Raw genomic sequence first — 21088 nt, forward strand, 5'->3', positions numbered from 1 at the left:
TTCCCAACTGTGAAAAACGCACCCAATCAGTCGAATTCGGCTTGAAAATCCTAACGAAATCTAAATTTCAGCACTGATTTTGTGACATTCGCGCAACACCGGATTTTGAAAACAGCCCTTACGGCAGTGGATGGGTGCATTCTGTGTTGAACCGAGAAATCGGATGCGTATGGTCATCTTGCGAGCGGCTTCGAGCCGCACTGGTTTGCATGCCTCGGACGTCCAACCTTCGATCGGAAGCAAACACAGAAATACTTCGCGGGGACAATGGTGCTTCTGTTTTAGTACCAATTGATATGACTGATTGGAGGTCAGATATGAAACTCAAGAGCTTGATGCTCGGCGCTGCAGCAGTTGCTACAGCCACCACCGCCCAGGCAGCCGATCTTCCGGTTGCTCCGGAGCCGGTCGACTACGTTCGTGTATGTGACGCATACGGCGCACGCTTCTACTACATCCCGGGCACCGAAACCTGCCTGCGCGTAGGTGGCCGTGTTCGTACCCAGGTTGTTGTCAACAACGTTCTGGACAACAGCACCAGCCCTTGGCGCAATCGCGACAGCGACGGTTACGACTGGCTTGCTCGTGGTTACCTGTACCTCGACGCTCGCACCGCAACCGAATTCGGTACTCTGCGCGCTTACGTTGCCATGTATGGTTCTTCCACGAATGGCGACAACTCTTCCTTCAACCTCGACAACGCCTACATCCAGTGGGGCGGTTTGACCGCTGGTCGTCTTGGTTCGAACTTCGACATCTTCACCGGTCAGACTTTCATGGGTGTTGTTTCCCGTGACTGGTCCGATACCACTCTGAACCAGATTGCTTACACCGCAGCTTTCGGCAACGGCCTGTCCGCAACCATCGCTCTGGAAGATCGTTCTTCCCGTGAAGTTGGTGCATACGGCGGCACCCGTGCTCCGGATCTCGTTGCAGCTCTCGGCATCTCCCAGGGTTGGGGTTCCGCACAGCTGTCCGGTGCTCTGCATCAGGTTTACCCGGATGTTGCTAACAACAACGCGACTTCTGGCGAAGACAACCTCGGTTGGGCAATCGGCGGTGGCGTCGTATTCAACCTGCCGCTGGCTAACTCCGGTTCCAACATCTTCTTCCAGGGCTTCTACGCTGACGGCGCACTGTCCTACATCGGTGCAGGCAGCACCGAAGGTGGCATCGCTGTTTCCGATTACGGCCCGGGTACCGACGATACTTCTTCCGGTTACTCCCTGTCTGCTGGTGCTTACATCCAGGCAACTTCCACGATTGGTCTCGCACTCGACGGTTCCTACATGGACGTCGATCAGAAGGGCACCAACGTAGACTTCAACCGTTGGGCAATCGACGGTTCCGTACAGTGGGAGCCGGTCTCCGGTTTCGTCATGGGTGCTGACATGGGTTACGCAAACGTTTCCCCGGACAGCGGCTCCGATGTTGATGAGCTCCTCTTCGGTGTTCGTCTGCAGCGCACTTTCTAATCATTCCTCAACAGAGGTATGATGGAAAACCCGGCGGAAACGCCGGGTTTTCTTTTTGTATGAAGAGTGCTGGGCCGGGAAAGAATGCATCCGGACGCGATTTCTTGTCAGCTCACAGTCTCAAATCGCAGACTTCTTTGACGGTATGCGGGTTCAAACTCGTTCCAGGAATTTCGCAATGGCTTCGTGAGTTTCCGGTTCCCAAAGGACAGGGGCGTGACCTTGTCCTGCAATGGTTTTCAGGCTCGCATTCGGGTGGTCAGTCACCATGCGTTGGCATGTTTCCAAGCTTAACAGGTCTGAATGTTCACCGTGAAGAACGAAAACTGGCCGATTTTCCAGGTTTTCATATAAATGCCAAAGGTCCGGTATCGGGGCTGCATCATCAAGACTTGCCAACTGGTGTGCCAGGGCAGGGTCATAGTCCATGACAAACTTTCCGTCGTGTTCCGACGCGAGTTGGCCGGCTAGTTTCATCCAGTGATGTTGCTCGAAAGCGGGAAACTGATGGCCGAGGGTTCGTTCAAGATTTGCCGAGACTTCCTCCAGGGATCCACTTGACATGGATCGCCCGAGAGTCGCGGCAATTCGATGAATTGCCCGCATCTCTATGTGCGGTCCGACGTCATTTAGAATAACTGCTGCCATTCGTTCTGGCGGGTATTTGCCTGCCATGATCAACGCATGAAGACCTCCTCGCGATGTGCCGAGGAGGGCGAAACGCTCTAGATCGAGAAACTCAATGGCCGCATCTATGTCTTTTTCTTCTATCGGAAGGGCGTAGTTTCGCCAGTCCGAATCCCATGCACTTTCCCCTCGTCCGCGATAATCCAGGGCGATGACTTTATGCCCACGGGTTTGAAGAAATCTGGCTATATCATTGAAATCACGGATATTTCTGGAAAGGCCAGGAAGGCAAAGTACCGAGATGGGCATGGAGCGCATTTTCGAAACTTCAGCCTTCGCGGGCCACATTTTGCCTGCGAGTGTAAGTCCGTCAGGACTCTTCCAATTGAATACGAAAGCCTTCGGCAGATCTATGGTGTCAGAACCGGTCAGCGCTTCTTGCGGCGCAGGTGGCATCGCTACCTCCTAAGTGTTTCAATCCAAATGGCGTCTTACCTGAGAATAGTAACGCCGTTTGATCTCTGCCAGTCATTTGAGAGGTCAATCTACGAGGCTCGTTTGGGCGAGTGTCGCCAAAAGAGCGCAATCGGTACAAGAAAAGTAACAAAGAACGGGCTGAATGATGTTGGAACCATTGCTCCTTTTCCGGCAGATGAGTATGTTGCGCCACCAGCAAAACCACTAACGTTCCAACACTCAAACCCACAAGATTGATCCAAGAGGAAACCGAGATGTTTAGAGGCTCCATTCCAGCGCTGATTACACCGTTTAAGGACGGGGCGCTCGATGAGAAACGGTTTCAGGACTTCGTGGAATGGCAAATTGCTGAAGGTTCAAGCGGGTTGGTGCCGGTTGGTACGACAGGTGAAAGCCCGACGCTGAGCCATGATGAGCACAAGCGCGTTATTGAGCTGTGCGTGGAAGCTGCCGCCGGTCGTGTCCCGGTCATTGCCGGAGCCGGCTCGAACAATACGGTAGAAGCAATTGACTTTGCCCAGCATGCGGAAAAGGCAGGCGCTGATGCGCTGCTTGTTGTAACTCCTTATTACAACAAGCCGAACCAGCCTGGACTGAAGGCTCACTTCAAGGCGGTCAACGACGCCGTCGGACTACCGATCTTCATCTACAACATTCCTGGCCGGTCAATTATCGACATGACGCCGGAAACCATGGCAGATCTGTTCCAATCCTGCGACAACATCAAGGGAGTGAAGGATGCAACGGCCGATATGGCAAAGGCTAGCCGCCAACGTCATCTGTGCGGCCCGGATTTCATCCAGCTGTCTGGTGAAGACATTTCCGCCCTGGCATTCAACGCGCATGGCGGTGTTGGCTGCATTTCTGTAACCGCAAACGTTGCGCCGCGCCTGTGTGCGGAATTCCAGGCCGCAACGCTTGCCGGAGATTTTACCAAAGCACTCGAGTATCAGGATCGTCTTGCACCGCTCCATCGGGCTTTGTTCCTGGAGCCAAGCCCGACCGGTGCCAAATATGCACTTTCCCTGCTTGGTAAAATCGAGGAAGAACTCCGATTGCCGCTCGTCCCGATTTCAGAGGACACAAAGGTGGAGATCCGAGATGCCATGACCCATGCCGGGTTGCTCAACTAATCTGAGAGAAGAATATGGCACCGAAAAAAGGGGGCGTTCCGGGACGGACGATCATTTCCGACAACCGGAAAGCCCGCTTCAACTTTGAGATTGAAGATACCCTGGAGGCGGGGATCGAGCTGAAGGGCACGGAAGTAAAATCCCTGCGCAACGGCAAGGCGAACATTGGCGAATCCTATGCTGCTGAGTATGGCGGCGAGATCTGGATCTACAACGTATATATCCCGGAATATCTTCAGGCCAACCGTTTCAATCATGAGCCCCGGCGCCCACGAAAGCTTCTTCTGCACAAGCGGGAAATCGGCAAACTGGCCGGTGCTGTTCAGAAAGAGGGTAAGACGATTGTCCCTCTCAAGCTCTATTTCAACGAGCAGGGAAGGGCAAAGCTCGAGATTGCGTTGGCGCGCGGCAAGAAGTTGCACGACAAGCGCGAAACCGAGAAAAAGCGTGACTGGCAACGTGAAAAGTCACGCCTCATGAAGAATTTCAGCTAATTCCAATTTTCCTTCTTGCCGGCACAGGCAGCAGTTTGTGCGTTGCCTGTTGAAAGGTTGCGCACAAACTGTGCACTTCCTGTGCGCAACGGTTCAGAAAATCAACAGGGAAACCGGTGGACCGCTTGTGGTTTGCTGCCGAAAACAGTTGGCCGGGTAAAGAAATCTTCCTAAGCCGTCAAACTGTTCAGGACGCGCCGTTTGGCATCCGGAATTGGGGCCGGACGGCGGGTTGTGCGATCAACGTAAACGTGTGCGAAGCGGCCATGCGCAGCAGTTTCATTGCTTTCGTCGGCAAACAAACCGACACGGAAAACAACAGAGCTTGTGCCAAGTTTATCTATTCTGAGACCTGCGGAAATGATGGAGGGAAACTTCAGCTCGGCGAAGTAATGGCACCCGGTCTCTACAACAAGAAAGACTTCAGAACTCTTCACCGGATCAAGAATTCCTTGAGCTACATACCAACCGTTCACAGCTGTATCGAAGAAACTCAGGTATTGAACGTTATTCACATGTCCGTAGATATCCACATCCATCCACCGGGTGGGGATTTCCTGAAATGCTCTGAAATCGGTTCGCTGTAGCGGGGCAGGCCGTACAGTTTGTGGAAAATCAGGTGAACTCATAAAGCAGCTCTATAGATTTCGTAGGCGTCTTCTTCGCTCATCTCTCGAGGATTGTTCACAAGAAGTCGCGTTTGCTTCATGGAGTCACTTGCCATTTTGGATATGTCTGCTTCCGCTATTCCTACATCTCTGAGACGCGTTTGTAGACCGAGCTTTTCAGACAATTCTGCCAACCGTTGGGTGAACGTTTCGGCTCGAAGCTGTAGGTTGGAAATATTGGCCAGATCCGGGAATGCAGCCGGGGCAATTTCAGCGTAAGTATCTGCTGCAAAAGCATTATTGAACCTGAGGACGTGAGGCAGGACCAGCGCGTTGGACAGTCCGTGCGGGACATGAAACGTACCGCCGATGGGATAGGCAAGCGCGTGAACAGCTGCCACAGGTGAGTTCGCGAATGCCATTCCGGCCAGCATGGAACCGAGCAGCATTGCCCCTCTGGCATCTTCGTCTTGCGGTGAAAAGACGGCTGTTTCGATGTTTGCTCCAAGCAGACGAAGTGCTTCAACTGCGAGCGTTCTTGAGACCGGATTGTTGTTGGCTGATTTTGATGCATACGCCTCGATAGCGTGGACCATCGCGTCAATGCCTGTGGCCGCGGTGACATGAGCTGGAAGGCCAAGCGTCAGCAGCGGGTCGAGAATGGCAAGATCCGGCAAAAGGAGAGGCGAAACAACGCCTCGTTTTTCTTCCTCATCGACCGTGATGATGGAAATCGGAGTGACTTCCGAGCCGGTTCCTGCTGTTGTCGGGATGAGAACGAGAGGAAGCCTTGGGCCTAGGGCATTGTTGATCCCCCAGGCGTCGTCCAGGTTTTCACCACTTCGTGCGACGAGTGCCACCAACTTGGCGACATCCAGCGATGATCCGCCGCCAATTCCAATGATTGAAGAAGCCTTGTGGGCGACAGCCTGTCCGATGGCGCGATCCACCAGTTCCCGTGGTGGATCTGCGACAACCTCGGAGAAACGGCCGACCGAATGTCCCGCATCACTGAGTGCCGTCTCACACGATTGTTGAAGTCCGAGGGAAACAATACCGGGATCAGTTACAAGGAACGGGCGGGGACCAAGGCAGAATGCAGCATGGTGATCTATCTTTGACGCAGAACCTGCCTCAAAAACAATGCGTTGGCTTGTATTGAAAGAAAATGCCCCGACCATGTATCTCCCCATTCTGTATCAAGGTCCCACAGTGCACACTTGCGAGCAGTCCGTCGAGGGGAGAACCCGATGATTTTGGGAAGAGATCTTCCTCAAGCGTGCATTCGTGCGCCCTTGGTGATTTTGTCGGCAACCTTCTTGTCGGCATGCAGGGCGAGGCCAACGACGTTAGCCTGCTCAGGTGTAAATTTGCCGAAAACTTCGCGGTTGGCATGGTCATGGCCGGTTGCAAACATTTCCTCCACGTAGAGGCTGGTTTGCACACCTCTCTGGAGAGACCTGGCATGGATTTTCCGGAGCGTTTGTGCGTCGCAGCTCAACACTATGATCGGTTGCACGCTCATTGAATAGTAGACATTTTCATCTGCGTCGCGATAGTTTTCGCCGATGATTTCAGGCTTTGCTGCCGCAACGCCGGTTGCCAGAAATGCAGTGACGTTTAACTTCTGCCAGACTGCAAGATCCTCGCGTACAACGATGACGAACTTGGTTTCGAACATGACCGGAAACTCCATTAGGGGAATTCAAGAAACGAAAGTCGGTGAAACCTTAGAACTCTCAGGTGACACCGGTCTTGAACGTTTGTGCAGGTCAAATCACGACGCCATCCATCTGGCGCCCACAGAAGGCGGAATTGAGCGGATTGAGGCAAAGTTCCACGGAAACGGTTTTGATCTCCACAGGCACGACACTTACGCAATTGGCTTGACCATCAGCGGCGTACAAGCTTTCAGCTATCGCGGGGAGGCGCGCGCTTCGTTTCCGGGGCAGGTGATCGTTATTCACCCAGACGAACTTCATGACGGTGGGGCGGGAACCGAGGCCAGTCTGAGATATCGAATGATCTACATTCCGCCAGAGCTTGTCGCACAAGCGCTCCTGCAATCGAGTGGCAAAAGTCTGCCTTTCGTTGATACGCCCGTGTTGTCTGATCTGCGCTTCCGGGAAAGTCTGTCAGAAGCGCTTGAGGATATCGATCAACCCATCGGAGAATTGAAGCGTAGCAGTCTCCTGGCTGAGCTTGCAGCCAGTCTGAGCAGACATTCATCAAGTCGGAAGGCAAGGGGGACCGAACTCAACTGGCCGGTGCTGAAGCTCTGCAGCGATTATCTCAGGGAATGCAGTGGTCAATCCATCCGGATAGGTGAGCTGGAAGGTTTGGCCGACATGGACCGTTTCACACTTTCACGGCAGTTCAAGAAAGCCTATGGAACCAGCCCGCACCGCTATCTGATCATGCGTCGTCTGGAAGGCGCGAAGCGCTTGCTTGTGACCGGAGCGTCGCTTGCTGATGCGGCTGCGGCAAGCGGATTTGCGGATCAAAGCCACATGAACAGGCATTTCAAGCGGGCGTTCGGTATGACGCCTGGTCACTGGCAGCGCTTGAGCGCTGCCAGCGTCAAACTGAACCCGAACTAGAGCTTGTTCGTGCCGAACTTGTTCGAGCGTGGGAAGCCGGTCGGTGGCAGGCGCCCGGCCTGTCCCCGTTCGCCGCGCCAATCAGCGAGTTCTTCCAGGGAGCGAGTGAAACTGCGACCGGAACTGTTGGTCCAGGTCAGGCCTTCGTCGCCTTTGAAGACACGAATGTCGGAAATGTTGCCATCTCGGTAGCGCTGCAAGCGAACGCCGCGACCGCGTCCCATTTGCGGAATTTGAACAAGTGGGAAGACAAGCAGTTTCCGGTTTTCACCGATAATGGCGACATGGTCGCCGGTGGCTTCAACGCAAATCGTCGCCTCTGCTGGTGTGGTCAGGTTGAGAACCTGTTTGCCCTTACGGGTGTTGGCGATCACATCGTCTTCATTGACGACAAATCCTCGCGCCTCGTTGCTGGATAGCAGCAGCGAGCGGCCGGGCTTGTAAACGAAGGCGTTGACCACGTCCTGTGCTTCGTCCATCTCCACCATGAGACGAATGGGCTCCCCGTGGCCGCGCCCGCCGGGGAGGCGGTCCGCACCCAGAGTGAAGAACTTGCCGCCCGTGGAGAATATGAGGATCTTGTCCGTCGTCTCGGCATGGAAGGATAGCTTGAGCTTATCCCCTTGCTTGAAGGACAGGTTCGAGAGATCCGACTGATGTCCCTTGAGCGCCCTGATCCAACCCTTTTCGGAGATAATGACGGTAATCGGTTCTTTCTCGATCATCGCCTGCTGGATATCAATCAGATCAGCTTCTGGAGCTTCGGACTTGTCAGTGCGCCGCTTGCCGATTTCTGTCTCAGGGCCGTACACCTTAGCGATCTCGCCGATTTCCTTGGAAATCTTGGTCCACTGACGAGCGTCGGAGCCAAGCAGTTTCGTCAGATCGTCTTTTTCTTCTGTGAGCTTTGTGTGTTCCTTGCGGATTTCAAACTCTTCCAGCTTGCGCAAAGATCGCAAGCGCATGTTGAGGATGGCTTCCGCCTGAACATCGGTCAGCTCGAATGTCCGGATCAGTTCGGCCTTGGCATCATCTTCCTCGCGAATGATACGGATCACTTCGTCGAGGTTAAGGTAGGCAACCAGGTAGCCTTCCAGAACTTCCAGCCTGTGATTGATCTGGCCAAGCCGGTATTCGGAACGCCGGATCAGGACTTCCTTGCGGTGATCCAGCCATTCGCGCAGGACCTGCTTCACGCCCATGACCATGGGGACCTTGCCCATGGAAAGCACGTTCATGTTCAAGGAGAACCGGTTTTCCAGATCCGTCAGCTTGAACAGGGACTCCATCAACAGGCTGGCGTCGACATTGCGCGAACGAGGCACGAGAACGATGCGGATGTCTTCCGCGGATTCATCGCGAACATCATCGAGTAGCGGCAGCTTGCGGGCTGTCAGCAGCTCGGCAATTTTCTCGATCAGGCGCGACTTTTGCACCTGGTAGGGGATCTCGGTGACGACAATGGCCCATTGCCCCCGCCCCAGGTCCTCAACCTCCCAGCGCGCACGAACGCGGAAACTTCCACGTCCGGTCGCATAGGCTTCGCGAATGGATCCCTGGTCGGAAACCAGCAAGCCACCGGTTGGGAAGTCCGGTCCCTTGATGAATTCCAGAAGTTCGTCAACTTCGGCGTTGGGGTTCTTGATCAGGTGCTGGCAGGCGAGGCAAAGTTCGTGGGCATTGTGCGGCGGAATGGATGTTGCCATGCCGACGGCAATGCCGGATGAGCCGTTGCCAAGGAGGTTGGGGAACCCGCCAGGAAGAACGATCGGTTCCTTGTCTTCGCCATCATATGTTTCGCGAAAGTCGACAGCGTTCTCGTCAAGACCGTCCAGCAGACGTTTTGCGGTGTCGGTCATGCGTGCTTCGGTGTAACGCATGGCCGCCGCGTTATCGCCATCGACGTTGCCGAAGTTGCCCTGACCATCGATCAGCGGGTAACGCTGTGCAAAGTCCTGAGCAAGGCGGACAAGAGCGTCGTAAACCGCCTGATCGCCATGTGGGTGATACTTACCGATCACGTCACCGACCACACGGGCGCATTTCTTGAAGCCTGCTCCCGGATCAAGTTTCAGCAGGCGCATCGCATAAAGAAGCCGCCTGTGAACGGGTTTCAAGCCATCGCGAACATCAGGCAGAGCCCGGTGCATGATGGTTGACAAGGCATAGGCCAGATAGCGCTCTTCGAGAGCGTCCTTGAGGTTGATGCCCTCAATGCCGCTTGGCGGCGGTGTCACTTCTTTTCCCATGAATGCTTGCTAGCCGGTTCCTGAAATCAGTGCAATTCGCTTCTGCAGAATTGGGACGAAAATGGCGGATTTTCAACGGATTTCGATACTGCATTGCCACCATTGTGGAGAATATGAAGAGACTTGTTCTGCGACGTCGCGCGCGATGAAAACAAAGTAAGGTCAGAAAAAGCGGAAAACACAATCGCAATCACGCGTTTGGCGGCCAAACAACATGGCTCCTATTGTCAGGGTGGCGGTAACGTGCCAAATCGAAGATCGCTCGGATCAGAAGCGGGAAAAAGAGTTTCAAAATGAAGTTGTTTTCCATCGGGGTACCGTTCTTGTTGCTTTTGGCAGCGTCAACCCTTGATACCAGCCACGACTATCTGGACACCTATGCCAGCAGGCTGAAAGCCTACAGTGTTCCTTCGGGAAGCATGAAGCCCACTCTGATGATCGCTGACCGCTTTTATGCGTATGGAGCCGTTGCGGATCCATTGGCCGGCTTGATGGGGCACTTCTATCCGGAACAAAAGCGACATCTTCGAATTGAGCGTGGCGATGTCGTTGTTTTCAAACTTCCGAGTGACAATTCGGTCGACTATGTAAAACGAGTTGTCGGATTGCCTGGGGACACGATCCAGATGCTTGACGGTGTCTTGAACATCAATGGGGAACCGACCGATCGACGGCGTGTCGATGACTATGTTGAGCAAGGCCGATCAACCGGTATACGTCGCATTCCACGCTATCGTGAGACATTGCCCAATGGTGTTTCTTACGAAACACTGGAACTGACGCCGAGTGGTCAATTGGACAACACCCGTGAATACCAAGTGCCTGAGGGGCACTACTTTGTTCTGGGAGACAATCGCGATAATTCCATCGATAGCCGGGTCCTGTCGCGCATCGGATTTGTTCCGGTGGCAAACATTACAGGAATCGCTACTGGTATTTTCTATTCGGGAGAAACCGGAAGACTTACGTGGCGAACGTTGAAGCCCGAAGTATAGAGGATGAAAATCCGTGTTCAGAAGTTCCAGGGAAACTCGTCGCGGTAGCGTTTTTCCAGCGCATTGAGCAGTTGCTCACGTGTTCCATTGTCTTTGCTGCCACGCTCCTGCAGATGTCGATTGATGAAAAAGCTCGTCAGTTCAAAGCCTTGTGTGATATCGAGCCACGTCAGTTCACTGCCTGCCTGCCGCTGGCCCTCCAGCAGGAATGAGGGAAGGGGAAGCAGCTTGTCGTGATAGGGAAGTCCGGCTTCGCGGCTGACTGCCCGGGCGGACCTCGGTGATACATAGGCCAGCTCATCCCTGGTTCCGGTTGCCGCGCAGGACGTCAGATCAAGTCCTGTACCAAGATCTTGAAGCAGTTCGAGTTCAAACCGGATCAAGAGCGCACCAGCAGCATCGGCCTCTTCCAGATGGTTGAGCAAGACCGACAGCGCGTTGAAGAGGCGTGGATATGGGTGGCGCTCAGGAAGGAGCCTTAAAAGAAAGGCCAGGTGCTGCAGGCTTGTCAGACCAATAGCACTGGTCATCAGATCGCCGGCACGCAGTGTCTGTGGTTCGATCTGGAACTGCCCCAGGTGATCCGACAGTCGTGCCTTCCACCTCAGGTCCAGCTCATTGCCGGGTTGAAGGACCGGACGGTGGCGTTTGGAACGGCCTCCGCGCACAAGACCGAGATGTCGGCCATGATCAAGCGTCATGGCCTCCAGAATGACATCATTTTCGCCGTGTTTGCGTGTGGTCAGGACCACACCGCGTCCGCTCCATTCCAACTGCTGTTTCCTGCGTTAGTTCGGGCGGGCATATTGGCGGATTCTGTTCGAAAGGCCAATTACTTCGGGAATTCCAATCCCATCTCACGATATCGTTCGGGATCGTCTGCCCAGTTTTCGCGAACCTTTACGAACAGGAACAGGTGGACCGGAGCTTCGATGATTTCGGAAAGCTCTTCTCGCGCAGCCTTGGAGATTGCCTTGATGGTCTGTCCACGCTTGCCCAGCACGATGCTCTTCTGGCTGTCCCGTTCAACATAGATCGTTTGCTCGATACGCGCAGAGCCGTCCTTCTTGGTCTCCCACTGCTCCGTCTCGACGGTGGAAATATATGGGAGTTCCTGGTGCAGGCGCTCAAACAGTTTTTCGCGGGTAATTTCCGCCGCAAGAATACGCAAGGGGAGGTCGGAAGGTTGATCGTCCGGGTAGAGCCAGGGACCTTCAGGGATCTTGGATGCAAAGTGATCCAGGATGGCCTGCGTCCCATCACCGGTCAGCGCGGAGACCATGAATGTCTCCTCAAATTCCAGATATTCGTTAGCTTTTTGAGCAAGCTCCAGAAGCTTTTCCCGTTTGGCAACGTCAGTCTTGTTCAGGATCAGGACTTTGGGAGCCGACTGGCTGGAAAGACGCTTGAGGATGTTTTCGACTTCCTCATCGATGCCTTTGCGGGCGTCGATCAAGAGTGCAATCAGATCCGCGTCCCGGGCACCGCCCCACGCAGTGTCGACCATGGCTCGGTCCAGACGGCGCTTTGGTTTGAAGATGCCAGGCGTATCAATGAAAACCAGCTGCGCCGGTCCATGCATGGCCACTCCGCGAATGATCGAGCGTGTCGTCTGGACCTTATGGGTGACAATAGAGACTTTGGTGCCCACCAGCTGATTTATCAGCGTGGATTTTCCGGCGTTCGGAGCTCCGATAAGCGCAATGAAGCCCGCCTTGGTGTCCTTGGGCATTTCGGCAAGCGGCTCGGGCAGGGGAATATCAAACCGGCCGGCAGGCGCCACAAAGCCTTCGTCTTCGTCCATCGGCCCGTCTGTGTCGTTTTCGTCGCTCAATTTTTCTTATTCCTTCCAGACGCCTTCCCGGCGCAGCACAGCTTCGGCGGCGTTTTGTTCGGCGATCCTCTTGGAGCCACCTTTGCCTTCTCCAGGTGTCAGGCTCTGAACAATGACCGATACGGTGAAATTCGGAGCATGATCCGGCCCGTCGCGACCTGTCACTTCATAGCGAGGGGTCGGCAGACTTTTCGACTGCGCCCACTCCTGCAGTGTGGTCTTGGCATCTCTCAAGGGACCGGTCCACGATAGCATACGCGGTTCCCAAAGGCGCTTGATAAAGGCTTGTGCGGCTTCAAAGCCACCATCAAGATAGATCGCAGCGATCAGGGCCTCACAGATATCGGCAAGCAAAGCGGTCTTCTTGCGGCCGCCTGTCTGCGCTTCGGCCAGGCCAATACGCATTGCGTCTCCAACACCGAGTTCCTGAGCGATTTCCGCACAGGTTTCCCGCTTGACCATGTGGTTGAACCGGCGCGCAAGTTCTCCTTCATCGGCTTTCGGGAAATGCGTGTGGAGCATGGAGGCGATCGCCAGCCCGAGAACGCGATCTCCGAGAAACTCTAGGCGCTGATAGCTGCCGGCGACGGTCTCGGAAGGAGCAAGCGCGCTTGCATGTGTCAGCGCAACACGCAGCAGCTCCAAATCCTTGAAGTCATATTGAAGCGCCGATTTCAGGGCTGAGATGGGGTTTTGTTTTTGTTTGTTGGTCATACAGCCAGCTTTGGTCTCGCGCACAAGTAGCGGGACCGCACCCTAGAGAGTGCGGCCAATTCTGTTCCAGCGGACGCTCCACGGCCAGGTCCAGATCTGGTAAGCCGGGGTTCCGTCCTTGATAGAGAAGAAAAGGATCTCGGCGCGGCCCATGAAGTTTTCGAACGGTACATAGCCGACACGGCTGAGTACGCGGCTGTCGATCGAGTTGTCCCTGTTGTCACCCATCATGAAGTAGTGGCCTTCAGGCACCTTGTACTCACGGGTGTTGTCCAATTGGCCATTCGGTGTCAGGTCCAGCGTATCGTAGGAAACTCCGTTGGGCAGGGTTTCGCGATAACGGGGAACACGGCGAACCACGCCAGACGGAGACTGTTCGATGTAATCATCGATACGCTCACGCTTTACCGGCTCGCCGTTGATGTGAACGACACCCTCAATCACCTGGATCGTGTCGCCCGGCAGTCCGATCACGCGCTTGATGTAGTCGATCGAGGTGTCCGTCGGCAGCTTGAAGACCGCAACATCGCCACGTGTCGGTTCAGTTCCCCAGATTCTGCCGGAAAACGGCATCAAGCCGAGCGGAAAGGAATAGCGTGAATAGCCGTAACTGTATTTGGAGACAAAAAGGTAGTCGCCGATCAGCAACGTGTCCTTCATCGATCCGGACGGAATGTTAAAGGGTTGAAACAGAAAGGTCCGCACCACCAGGGCAAGCAGAAGCGCCTGGACAACGACCTTTACGGTTTCATAAAAACCGCTGTCCTTTTCCTTTTTGTTTTCTGTCACGCTCATCTTATCCCTTAAAACATGTTGTCCGGAAAATCGGAGGGCAAAGCCGCTTGTCAGCGGGACTTTTAGCCGTTCAGGCCATTGGAAGCAATGCAGGTCGGGTTGGACACCCGCCTGCGATCAGTCAGAAGCTGTTGATGAGGGCAAAGGCCAATCCATCGGCCATGCGGAAATGACGACGAAAGCCTGTGCCAACGGGAAATCATCGGTGATTGTGAGATCGATCGTCGTTCTGAAACCTACCGGGGTCATCGCGTCAAGCCGTTCCGCGGCGCCGCCAGTCAAAGCAATTGTCGGCTTGCCGGAGGGCAGGTTCACGACACCCATTTCACGCCAGGCAACACCCATGCGAATTCCACTGCCAAGGGCCTTGGAACAGGCCTCCTTGGCGGCAAATCGCTTTGCATACGAAGCAGCTCGTTCAGCCCGCTTGTCCGACTTTGCTCGTTCTATGTCGGTGAAGACCCGATTTGTAAAACGCTCACCGAACCGGTCGAGAGTTTTTTCGATCCGGCGGATATCGATCAGATCGCTGCCTATGCCAAGGATCATGGTTCTGCTTTCATATTTCTGGCGCCCACGATTTGGGCCGGTGTCGTCAACGCTCCAGATGGAACGGTACGATCCCGTTTTCAAGCACTGCTGTCTTCTTCCGCGGTCGACCTGGAATGTGGGAATACACGCTCGTTTCTTGTGGCGATCGTCTGTCGCCTGCGGCGTTGATAGACCTCCACACACTTGTACACGATCACGTAGGACAGTGTTCCGACGACCAGACCTAAGGGAACCGCCCCGATGAACATCGGTTTGAGCATAGGCCAGAGCGAATCCAGTGATTTCTCGAACAACCCTTGCTGGAATTGCTGATGGACCTTATGCGGATCGGTTTTGGGAGCGCGACCGTGCAGGATCCATTGACCGATCTTGAAGGTGATCGCCCAGATGAAGGGAAACGTCAGCGGATTTCCGATTGATGTACCGAGCGCGGAAGCGATGAGGTTGCCTCGTACAATGTAGGCAACCGCAAATGCGGTGAGGAAGTGAAACCCGACCAGGGGCGTGCAGGAGGCAAATGCTCCAGCGGCAAATCCGATTGCAATCGCATGCGGAGTTGCTGTCAGCCGAAGAACACGCTTGCCGAAATAGCGCGTAGACCGGGACCAGCTGTTCCGCGGCCAAACGGCAACGCGGAAGCGTTCGATGCGCGATGGCCTATTTCTTCGGCGAAACAGCATTGGGCGGGTACTTGCTCCGTTCTCGTTCAGCTCAATCCACGGCTGCCCGGCTTGACCGCCGGCAAAGCTGCCAGTTCTGGCGGCAGTTCATCCGGTGCATAGGCTGGCACCTTGTATTCGGCCAGGGCAACAACCGGGACGGAAGCATCGGCTTCTCCTCCCGAGCGGTCGATCAGGCAGGCTACAGCGAGCACTTCAGCACCAAGAGCTTTCAACGAGGTTACCGTTTCGCGGCTTGAGAGCCCGGTTGTGACGATATCTTCAACGACAATGACCCGTGCGCCCTTCGGTAGTTCGAAGCGGCGCAGACGGAACTCGCCGTCCTCCCGCTCAACCCACATTGCCGGCACATCGAGATGCCGTGCCGTTTCGTAGCCTGGTATCAGACCGCCAAGGGCAGGGGAGACGACGTAGTCGATCCGTCCCAGACCTGAAGCCCTGATCTTGTCGGCCAGGGCTTTGCAGAGTTTTTCCGTCTTGTCCGGATACATGAACACGCGGGCTTTTTGCAAAAAGACCGGGCTGCGCAGACCTGAGGTCAGAATGAAGTGACCTTCCAGGATTGCGCCGGCTTCGCGGAACAAGGCCAATACTTCATCACGGTTCATGGAACTGGTTCCCTTTTTACTTGCGGTGCATCCTCAGCCATTCACTCGGCTGACGCTGGAAACATTCGGCTTCGAACGTAATTGGTTGATTATCCGGTTCAGGTGTTTCAGATCCCACACTTCCAGGTCAATGGTCATTTGGTGGAAGTCGGGGGCTCTTGTAACCATTTTCACATTGTCAATGTTTCCGCTGTTTTCGCCTATAACTTGTGCAATCGTGGCGAGTGAGCCGGGTTCATTGGCGGCGGAAATGTCAAGGCGTGCTGGGAATCGTTCCGGGTTGTTGACGTCAATATCCCAGCGTACGTCCACCCATCGTTCCGTCTGATCATCGAACTCTTTCAAAGCCGGTGATTGTATCGGATAGATGGTCAGTCCCTCCGACGGGGTCAAGATGCCAACAATACGATCCCCTGGAACCGCACCGCCGGCTGGAGCGAATGTGACCGGAATATCTCCGGAGAGACCCCGGATTGGGAGCGCGGGGCCTTCTTCTTCGGTTTCGGTCTGGTCCGCGGGCTGCTTGTCGCCATCGAGTTCGTCATGCGGAATGCGGAACTTCAGGCCGTGTCCCTGCTTCAGGCCGAACCAGCCTTCTTCCACAGGCGGACCCGATATTGCGACGCGTTCATCCTGATAGTCTGGATGTGCGGACTTCAGCACCATCTGCGCGCTCAGGTCACCGCGCCCGACAGCCGCCAGAAGGTCGGCAACGGTCGACTGATGGTGCTCCTCCAGAACCGCTTCCAGCAGATCTTCCGAATATGCTTTGTCAGCGCGAGCGAATGCTCGTTTGAGAATGTGTTCGCCCAGAGCGCCGTATTGCTTGCGAACTGATTCACGGGTCGCCCTGCGAATGGCTGCCCGTGCCTTGCCCGTCACCGCAATTGCTTCCCAGGCGGGCGGTGGGGTCTGTGCAGGAGAGCGAATGATCTCCACTTCGTCACCATTGTGAAGCTCGGTGACGAGCGGCATGATCTTGCCGTTGATCTTGCAGCCGACGCATGTATTGCCGATGCCGGTGTGTACCGCATAGGCGAAATCGATCGGGGTCGCGCCGCGGGGCAGGGCGATCAAGCGCCCCTTTGGCGAGAAGCAGAAAACCTGGTCGTGGAACAGCTCCAGCTTCGTATTTTCCAGGAATTCTTCCGGTGTGTCCCCCTGGGCGAGGAGTTCCGTCGTCCGCCGAAGCCACTCGAATGCGCGACAGTCGTCTGTGTGGCGGGCGATATTTCGACCACCGAGTTCACCGTCCTTGTAGAGTGCATGCGCTGCAATGCCGTATTCGGCGACCCGGTCCATGGAAATGGTTCGGATCTGCAGCTCCACCCTTTGCCTGGACGGGCCGACGATTGTCGTGTGAATCGACTTGTAGTCGTTCTGCTTCGGCGTGGAAATGTAATCCTTGAAGCGTCCGGGCACGGTTGGCCAGGTCGTGTGAATGACACCCAGAACCCTGTAGCACGCTTCTTCCGTCCCGACTGTGACACGGAAGCCGTAGATATCCGAAAGCTGCTCGAAACCAATCGCTTTGCGTTGCATCTTTCGAAAGATCGAGTAGGGCCTTTTTTCGCGGCCCTTCACCAATGCGGCCATGCCCCGTTCGCTCAGGCGCTCGGTCAGCGTGGTTTCAATATCGGCGATCAGGTCCCGGTTCTTTTCACGAAGATCCACCAGCCTGTCAGTGATTGTTTCATAGGCTTCCGGATTGAGCACGTGGAAGGAAATGTCCTCCAGTTCCTCGCGCATGTCATGCATCCCCATGCGGCCGGCAAGCGGGGCATAGATCTCCATGGTTTCTTCCGCGATGCGACCCCGCTTGTGCTCCGGCATGTGGTGCAGCGTGCGCATGTTGTGGAGGCGGTCAGCCAGTTTCACCAGAAGAACGCGGACGTCATCGGCAATCGCCAGCAAGAGCTTGCGGAAATTCTCAGCCTGTTTTGCCTTGCGCGAGACCAGGTCGAGCCGCTTGATCTTGGTCAGACCTTCGACAAGCTTGCCGATCTCTTCTCCAAAGAGCGAGTCGATCTCCGCACGGGTTGCATCCGTATCTTCAATCGTGTCGTGGAGAAGTGCGACTGCAATGGTCGCATCGTCGAGACGCAGATCCGTCAGGATCGCCGCAACTTCGAGGGGATGGGAGAAGTATGGGTCGCCGGATGCACGCATCTGCGAGCCATGCTTTTGCATGGCATAGACATAAGCCTTGTTGAGCAAGGCCTCGTCTGCTTCAGGATTGTAGCGTGTGACTCGTTCAACGAGCTCGTATTGACGCATCATGGCCGCAACCGACCCTGGCAACCGGCTGAGACATCAGCAGGACAAAGAAAAATCGTCTGAAGCGCTGGATCCTCGGAGCCGCGCTTCAGACGAACTTGAAAAGCGCTATCAGACGTCGTCCGTCCGCTCGGGCGGAACCAGTCCTTCAAGACCGCGCAGAAGATCTTCTTCGGACATACGGTCGAATTCAACTGCGCTGTCGTCAACAGCGTTGACCTGGGTGACCTGACGCTGACCGGAAGTCGGAACAACCGGAACGGCTTCTGCTTCAGGTTCGTCAACTTCCACAAACTTCTGCAGTGAGTGGATCAGGTCTTCTTTCATGTCTTCCGGGCTGACAGTCTGCTCAGCGATCTCACGCAGGGCAACAACAGGGTTTTTGTCGTTGTCGCGGTCGATTGTCAGCGGAGAACCGCTTGAGATCATGCGAGCGCGATGCGCAGCAAGCAGCACCAGCTCAAACCGGTTTTCGACCTTGTCGATGCAGTCCTCGACGGTCACGCGCGCCATTCGACGTCTCCATAGGCTTAAGGAACTTGAAGAAACAGCGTATAGTGTTGACGTTTAGAAAAAGCAACCCCTTGTCAGATTTGAGAGGAAGGTGTCGCTAAAAGCTGGATTTTTACCGGATTTTTTGGGAAGGGCTCTCGCTTTTGCATTGCGACAGCCCAATATAATAGTGTACGCCACTATTACGGCTCTATAAGAATCAACAGAGCCTAAGGGAATAACAAAACAATAAGCTGAATGAAGCGGCGTAATGCTACAATGACTTCACAGCAAATGATGCGCCGTCCGACAGGTAGATTTGCCGGATTCGGGTGCGGGAAACCGGATTCGTCAGTATGACTTTAAGTACTGCGCATTTAACTCGGAAAGGTTTCAAATAAGATGTTTGACGCTCGGGAAAAGGTTGCTTTGTTTATTGATGGAGCGAACTTATATTCGACTGCCAAAGCAATCGGCTTCGACATCGACTACAAGCGCCTGCTGAAAGAGTTCCAGGGTCAGGCCTACCTTTTGCGCGCCTATTATTACACCGCGCTGATTGAAGACCAGGAATATTCCTCGATCCGCCCGTTGATCGATTGGCTCGACTATAACGGCTACAAGGTGATCACCAAACCGGTCAAGGAATTCGTAGATAGCGCCGGCCGTCGCAAGGTCAAGGGCAACATGGACATCGAGCTTGCTGTAGATGCCATGGAGCTGGTGGAGTCCGTTGACCACGTGGTTCTGTTCTCCGGCGACGGCGATTTCCGTTCTCTGGTAGAAGCGCTTCAGCGCAAAGGTCGCAAGGTTTCCGTTGTTTCCACGCTGAAAACCCAGCCCCCGATGATTGCAGACGATCTGCGGCGTCAGGCGGATCACTTCATCGACCTTGCGAGCCTGGCCAACAAGATAGGCCGTGATCCTTCGGAACGTCCGGTCCGCCCGCAAATGCCGGCGAACGTGGATGAAGATGACGAGGACGACGACTACTAAGGCGCGCCATGTCCGTTCTTGAGGGAGATTTGGGACCGGTCGATCCACCATCGGATTGTCCGGCCTGCCCACGCCTTGTCGCCTTGCGCGAAGAACTTAAGACTGTCCATCCGGACTGGCACAATGCTCCCGTGCCTTCCTTTACATCGGATGCGCCGAGGCTGCTCATCGTCGGTCTTGCTCCCGGCATGAAGGGGGCCAATTGCACGGGACGGCCCTTTACCGGCGACTATGCTGGCGATCTCCTTTACCAGACCATGCTCGATTTCGGTTTTGCCGAAGGCACGTATCTGGCGCGACCCGATGACGGACTGACACTCAAGGATGCAATGATCACCAACGCGGTCCGTTGTCTGCCACCTCAGAACAAGCCGACCGGACCGGAAATCAAGACCTGCCGTCCATATCTGCTGTCGACCCTGGCGGCAAATCCCTCCATTCGTGCGGTCCTCGCTTTGGGCAGGATCGCGCATGAAACATTCTTGAGTGCGCTTGAATTGCGGCGAGCCGAATTTCCTTTCGCTCATTGCGCGGAACATGACTTGCCGGGTTACGATCTGGCACTTTTCGACAGCTATCACTGCTCGCGCTACAACACCAATACCGGGCGTCTCACCGAAGACATGTTCAGGTCGGTTTTCGAAAAGATCAGGAAACACATTCCACAGCAGTGAGTATCTCGAGACTGTAGTTCAGTCTTCTCTGGTTGCCTCGTCGGCTTCCCCCACAACCCAGCCGTTCGGCCCAAGATGTTCCTGCGGCTTGAAGCGTGCCTTGTAGGCCATCTTGGCCGAGCCTTCGACCCAATAGCCAAGGTAGACATAGGGCAGTCTCAATTTCCGCGCGCGCTCGATGTGATCAAGGATCATGTAGGTGCCGAGCGCGGTATCCGAATAGGACGGGTCGTAAAACGAGTAAACCATCGAAAGGCCATCAGAGAGCTGGTCGCTGAGTGCGACGCCCAAAAGCGGTCCTTCTCCAGTGCCGGTCAGGTAACTGTCGGGACCGCGGCGGCGATACTCGACCACAAGGGTCTCCACATGGGTATCCTCAACCATCATCGCATAGTCGAGCACACTCATTTCCGTCATGCCGCCATTTTCATGTCGGGCTTCCAGATAATCCCTGAAGAGGTCGTATTGCTCGGCGGAAGGACTGGCAGGAAGCCGTGCGCCGACGATCTCGGAGCCTGCTTTCCAGACGCGCTTGAATGATTTGCTCCATTTGAAGTCGTCAACTCTGACACGTACGGACACACAGGCCTGGCACTGCTCGCAGGCCGGGCGATATGCAATATTCTGGCTTCTTCTGAAGCCACCCTGCGTGAGTACCTCGTTCAGAGCAGGCGCCCCGTGCCCGACAAGATGCGTGAAAACCTTGCGTTCCTGTTTTCCATCCAAATAAGGGCAGGGCGCTGGCGCCGTGAGATAGAACTGCGGATGATCTGTTGGGTGCCGTGTCACCTTGTTATTTCCCGCGATC

General features: G+C 55.0%; 22 protein-coding genes. 7 read left to right on the forward strand and 15 right to left on the reverse strand.

Going from position 1 to position 21088, the window contains the following annotated elements; genetic code table 11:
• The first annotated feature begins 317 nt into the window (after nucleotides 1–317).
• Nucleotides 318–1475 (forward strand): porin, encoded by a 1158-nt coding sequence (locus tag ABLO27_RS01695; protein ID WP_353030052.1) that lies wholly within the window; start codon nucleotides 318–320, stop codon nucleotides 1473–1475.
• A 153-nt stretch (nucleotides 1476–1628) separates the two neighbouring features.
• Here the strand turns inward: ABLO27_RS01695 and ABLO27_RS01700 are convergent, their stop codons facing one another.
• Entirely contained in the window at nucleotides 1629–2558 is a 930-nt protein-coding gene (locus ABLO27_RS01700; RefSeq protein WP_353030053.1) for an alpha/beta fold hydrolase, read from the reverse strand.
• Nucleotides 2559–2833: 275 nt separating this feature from the next.
• On the opposite strand from ABLO27_RS01700, the gene dapA reads away from it, so the two are divergent.
• Nucleotides 2834–3712 carry a 4-hydroxy-tetrahydrodipicolinate synthase gene (gene dapA / locus ABLO27_RS01705; protein WP_353030054.1) on the forward strand — a complete coding sequence of 293 codons (879 nt, stop codon included), beginning with the start codon at nucleotides 2834–2836 and terminating at the stop codon, nucleotides 3710–3712.
• Nucleotides 3713–3726: 14 nt separating this feature from the next.
• Nucleotides 3727–4206, forward strand: a complete 480-nt coding sequence (gene smpB, locus ABLO27_RS01710) for an SsrA-binding protein SmpB (protein ID WP_353030055.1) — start codon at nucleotides 3727–3729, stop codon at nucleotides 4204–4206.
• Between the two features lie 170 nt (nucleotides 4207–4376).
• On the opposite strand, the gene ABLO27_RS01715 is transcribed toward smpB, so the two are convergent.
• The 3 genes from ABLO27_RS01715 to ABLO27_RS01725 form a co-directional block, all read right to left on the reverse strand.
• Entirely contained in the window at nucleotides 4377–4835 is a 459-nt protein-coding gene (locus ABLO27_RS01715; RefSeq protein WP_353030056.1) for an acyl-CoA thioesterase, read from the reverse strand.
• On the reverse strand, nucleotides 4832–5995 hold the full coding sequence (locus tag ABLO27_RS01720) for an iron-containing alcohol dehydrogenase (protein WP_353030057.1): 1164 nt from the start codon (nucleotides 5993–5995) through the stop codon (nucleotides 4832–4834). The genes ABLO27_RS01715 and ABLO27_RS01720 overlap by 4 nt, the downstream gene beginning before the upstream one ends.
• Before the next feature lie 92 nt (nucleotides 5996–6087).
• A complete protein-coding gene (locus tag ABLO27_RS01725; RefSeq protein WP_353030058.1) occupies nucleotides 6088–6495 on the reverse strand; it encodes a DUF2000 family protein in 408 nt (135 codons plus the stop codon).
• Between ABLO27_RS01725 and ABLO27_RS01730 the strand changes: the two genes are divergently transcribed.
• On the forward strand, nucleotides 6494–7414 hold the full coding sequence (locus ABLO27_RS01730; RefSeq protein WP_353030059.1) for an AraC family transcriptional regulator: 921 nt from the start codon (nucleotides 6494–6496) through the stop codon (nucleotides 7412–7414). The genes ABLO27_RS01725 and ABLO27_RS01730 overlap by 2 nt on opposite strands.
• Here the strand turns inward: ABLO27_RS01730 and parC are convergent.
• Nucleotides 7411–9663, reverse strand: a complete 2253-nt coding sequence (gene parC / locus ABLO27_RS01735) for a DNA topoisomerase IV subunit A (protein ID WP_353030060.1) — start codon at nucleotides 9661–9663, stop codon at nucleotides 7411–7413. The two genes, ABLO27_RS01730 and parC, sit on opposite strands and share 4 nt — an antisense overlap.
• Before the next feature lie 293 nt (nucleotides 9664–9956).
• On the opposite strand from parC, the gene lepB (ABLO27_RS01740) reads away from it, so the two are divergent.
• A complete protein-coding gene (gene lepB, locus ABLO27_RS01740; protein ID WP_353030061.1) occupies nucleotides 9957–10658 on the forward strand; it encodes a signal peptidase I in 702 nt (233 codons plus the stop codon).
• 17 nt (nucleotides 10659–10675) lie between these two features.
• Here lepB (ABLO27_RS01740) and recO read toward each other — a convergent pair whose 3' ends face one another.
• The 9 genes from recO to rpoZ form a co-directional block, all read right to left on the reverse strand.
• Entirely contained in the window at nucleotides 10676–11431 is a 756-nt protein-coding gene (gene recO, locus ABLO27_RS01745) for a DNA repair protein RecO (protein ID WP_353030062.1), read from the reverse strand.
• A 59-nt stretch (nucleotides 11432–11490) separates the two neighbouring features.
• Nucleotides 11491–12390 (reverse strand): GTPase Era, encoded by a 900-nt coding sequence (era, locus tag ABLO27_RS01750; protein WP_353031667.1) that lies wholly within the window; start codon nucleotides 12388–12390, stop codon nucleotides 11491–11493.
• A gap of 108 nt (nucleotides 12391–12498) precedes the next feature.
• Complete coding sequence (gene rnc / locus ABLO27_RS01755; protein ID WP_353030063.1) at nucleotides 12499–13206, reverse strand: ribonuclease III; 708 nt, start codon at nucleotides 13204–13206, stop codon at nucleotides 12499–12501.
• Between the two features lie 42 nt (nucleotides 13207–13248).
• Complete coding sequence (lepB, locus tag ABLO27_RS01760) at nucleotides 13249–14001, reverse strand: signal peptidase I (RefSeq protein ID WP_353030064.1); 753 nt, start codon at nucleotides 13999–14001, stop codon at nucleotides 13249–13251.
• 117 nt (nucleotides 14002–14118) lie between these two features.
• Nucleotides 14119–14550, reverse strand: a complete 432-nt coding sequence (gene acpS / locus ABLO27_RS01765; protein ID WP_353031669.1) for a holo-ACP synthase — start codon at nucleotides 14548–14550, stop codon at nucleotides 14119–14121.
• Between the two features lie 80 nt (nucleotides 14551–14630).
• Nucleotides 14631–15233 (reverse strand): DUF2062 domain-containing protein, encoded by a 603-nt coding sequence (locus ABLO27_RS01770; RefSeq protein WP_353030065.1) that lies wholly within the window; start codon nucleotides 15231–15233, stop codon nucleotides 14631–14633.
• A gap of 26 nt (nucleotides 15234–15259) precedes the next feature.
• Complete coding sequence (gene pyrE, locus ABLO27_RS01775) at nucleotides 15260–15841, reverse strand: orotate phosphoribosyltransferase (RefSeq protein WP_353030066.1); 582 nt, start codon at nucleotides 15839–15841, stop codon at nucleotides 15260–15262.
• Nucleotides 15842–15874: 33 nt separating this feature from the next.
• A complete protein-coding gene (locus ABLO27_RS01780) occupies nucleotides 15875–18121 on the reverse strand; it encodes a RelA/SpoT family protein (protein WP_353030067.1) in 2247 nt (748 codons plus the stop codon).
• A gap of 108 nt (nucleotides 18122–18229) precedes the next feature.
• A complete protein-coding gene (gene rpoZ, locus ABLO27_RS01785) occupies nucleotides 18230–18631 on the reverse strand; it encodes a DNA-directed RNA polymerase subunit omega (RefSeq protein ID WP_352938921.1) in 402 nt (133 codons plus the stop codon).
• Nucleotides 18632–19012: 381 nt separating this feature from the next.
• Here rpoZ and ABLO27_RS01790 point away from each other — a divergent pair, with 381 nt between their 5' ends.
• Together ABLO27_RS01790 and ABLO27_RS01795 are read left to right on the forward strand one after the other, a co-directional pair.
• Nucleotides 19013–19606 (forward strand): NYN domain-containing protein, encoded by a 594-nt coding sequence (locus ABLO27_RS01790; RefSeq protein WP_353030068.1) that lies wholly within the window; start codon nucleotides 19013–19015, stop codon nucleotides 19604–19606.
• An 8-nt stretch (nucleotides 19607–19614) separates the two neighbouring features.
• A complete protein-coding gene (locus ABLO27_RS01795; protein ID WP_353030069.1) occupies nucleotides 19615–20280 on the forward strand; it encodes a uracil-DNA glycosylase in 666 nt (221 codons plus the stop codon).
• A gap of 18 nt (nucleotides 20281–20298) precedes the next feature.
• Here ABLO27_RS01795 and ABLO27_RS01800 read toward each other — a convergent pair whose 3' ends face one another.
• The gene (locus ABLO27_RS01800; protein ID WP_353030070.1) at nucleotides 20299–21069 is read right to left on the reverse strand and encodes an arginyltransferase; all 771 of its coding nucleotides are present in this window, start codon (nucleotides 21067–21069) and stop codon (nucleotides 20299–20301) included.
• Between the last annotated feature and the right edge of the window lie 19 nt (nucleotides 21070–21088).

Source organism: Roseibium sp. SCP15 (assembly GCF_040329435.1).
GTDB lineage: Bacteria > Pseudomonadota > Alphaproteobacteria > Rhizobiales > Stappiaceae > Roseibium.

Excerpts from the sequence above, each read along its gene's own strand:
- ABLO27_RS01720 (WP_353030057.1), bottom strand. The coding sequence starts at position 5,995 with ATGGTCGGGGCATTTTCTTTCAATACAAGCCAACGCATTGTTTTTGAG.
- smpB (WP_353030055.1), top strand. The coding sequence starts at position 3,727 with ATGGCACCGAAAAAAGGGGGCGTTCCGGGACGGACGATCATTTCCGAC.
- ABLO27_RS01700 (WP_353030053.1), bottom strand. The coding sequence starts at position 2,558 with ATGCCACCTGCGCCGCAAGAAGCGCTGACCGGTTCTGACACCATAGAT.
- acpS (WP_353031669.1), bottom strand. The coding sequence starts at position 14,550 with ATGATCCTTGGCATAGGCAGCGATCTGATCGATATCCGCCGGATCGAA.
- ABLO27_RS01715 (WP_353030056.1), bottom strand. The coding sequence starts at position 4,835 with ATGAGTTCACCTGATTTTCCACAAACTGTACGGCCTGCCCCGCTACAG.
- ABLO27_RS01795 (WP_353030069.1), top strand. The coding sequence starts at position 19,615 with ATGTCCGTTCTTGAGGGAGATTTGGGACCGGTCGATCCACCATCGGAT.
- rnc (WP_353030063.1), bottom strand. The coding sequence starts at position 13,206 with ATGACCAACAAACAAAAACAAAACCCCATCTCAGCCCTGAAATCGGCG.
- ABLO27_RS01725 (WP_353030058.1), bottom strand. The coding sequence starts at position 6,495 with ATGTTCGAAACCAAGTTCGTCATCGTTGTACGCGAGGATCTTGCAGTC.
- ABLO27_RS01780 (WP_353030067.1), bottom strand. The coding sequence starts at position 18,121 with ATGATGCGTCAATACGAGCTCGTTGAACGAGTCACACGCTACAATCCT.
- ABLO27_RS01770 (WP_353030065.1), bottom strand. The coding sequence starts at position 15,233 with ATGCTGTTTCGCCGAAGAAATAGGCCATCGCGCATCGAACGCTTCCGC.
- lepB (WP_353030061.1), top strand. The coding sequence starts at position 9,957 with ATGAAGTTGTTTTCCATCGGGGTACCGTTCTTGTTGCTTTTGGCAGCG.
- parC (WP_353030060.1), bottom strand. The coding sequence starts at position 9,663 with ATGGGAAAAGAAGTGACACCGCCGCCAAGCGGCATTGAGGGCATCAAC.
- pyrE (WP_353030066.1), bottom strand. The coding sequence starts at position 15,841 with ATGAACCGTGATGAAGTATTGGCCTTGTTCCGCGAAGCCGGCGCAATC.
- ABLO27_RS01790 (WP_353030068.1), top strand. The coding sequence starts at position 19,013 with ATGTTTGACGCTCGGGAAAAGGTTGCTTTGTTTATTGATGGAGCGAAC.
- rpoZ (WP_352938921.1), bottom strand. The coding sequence starts at position 18,631 with ATGGCGCGCGTGACCGTCGAGGACTGCATCGACAAGGTCGAAAACCGG.
- dapA (WP_353030054.1), top strand. The coding sequence starts at position 2,834 with ATGTTTAGAGGCTCCATTCCAGCGCTGATTACACCGTTTAAGGACGGG.
- ABLO27_RS01730 (WP_353030059.1), top strand. The coding sequence starts at position 6,494 with ATGACCGGAAACTCCATTAGGGGAATTCAAGAAACGAAAGTCGGTGAA.
- era (WP_353031667.1), bottom strand. The coding sequence starts at position 12,390 with ATGCCCAAGGACACCAAGGCGGGCTTCATTGCGCTTATCGGAGCTCCG.
- lepB (WP_353030064.1), bottom strand. The coding sequence starts at position 14,001 with ATGAGCGTGACAGAAAACAAAAAGGAAAAGGACAGCGGTTTTTATGAA.
- ABLO27_RS01695 (WP_353030052.1), top strand. The coding sequence starts at position 318 with ATGAAACTCAAGAGCTTGATGCTCGGCGCTGCAGCAGTTGCTACAGCC.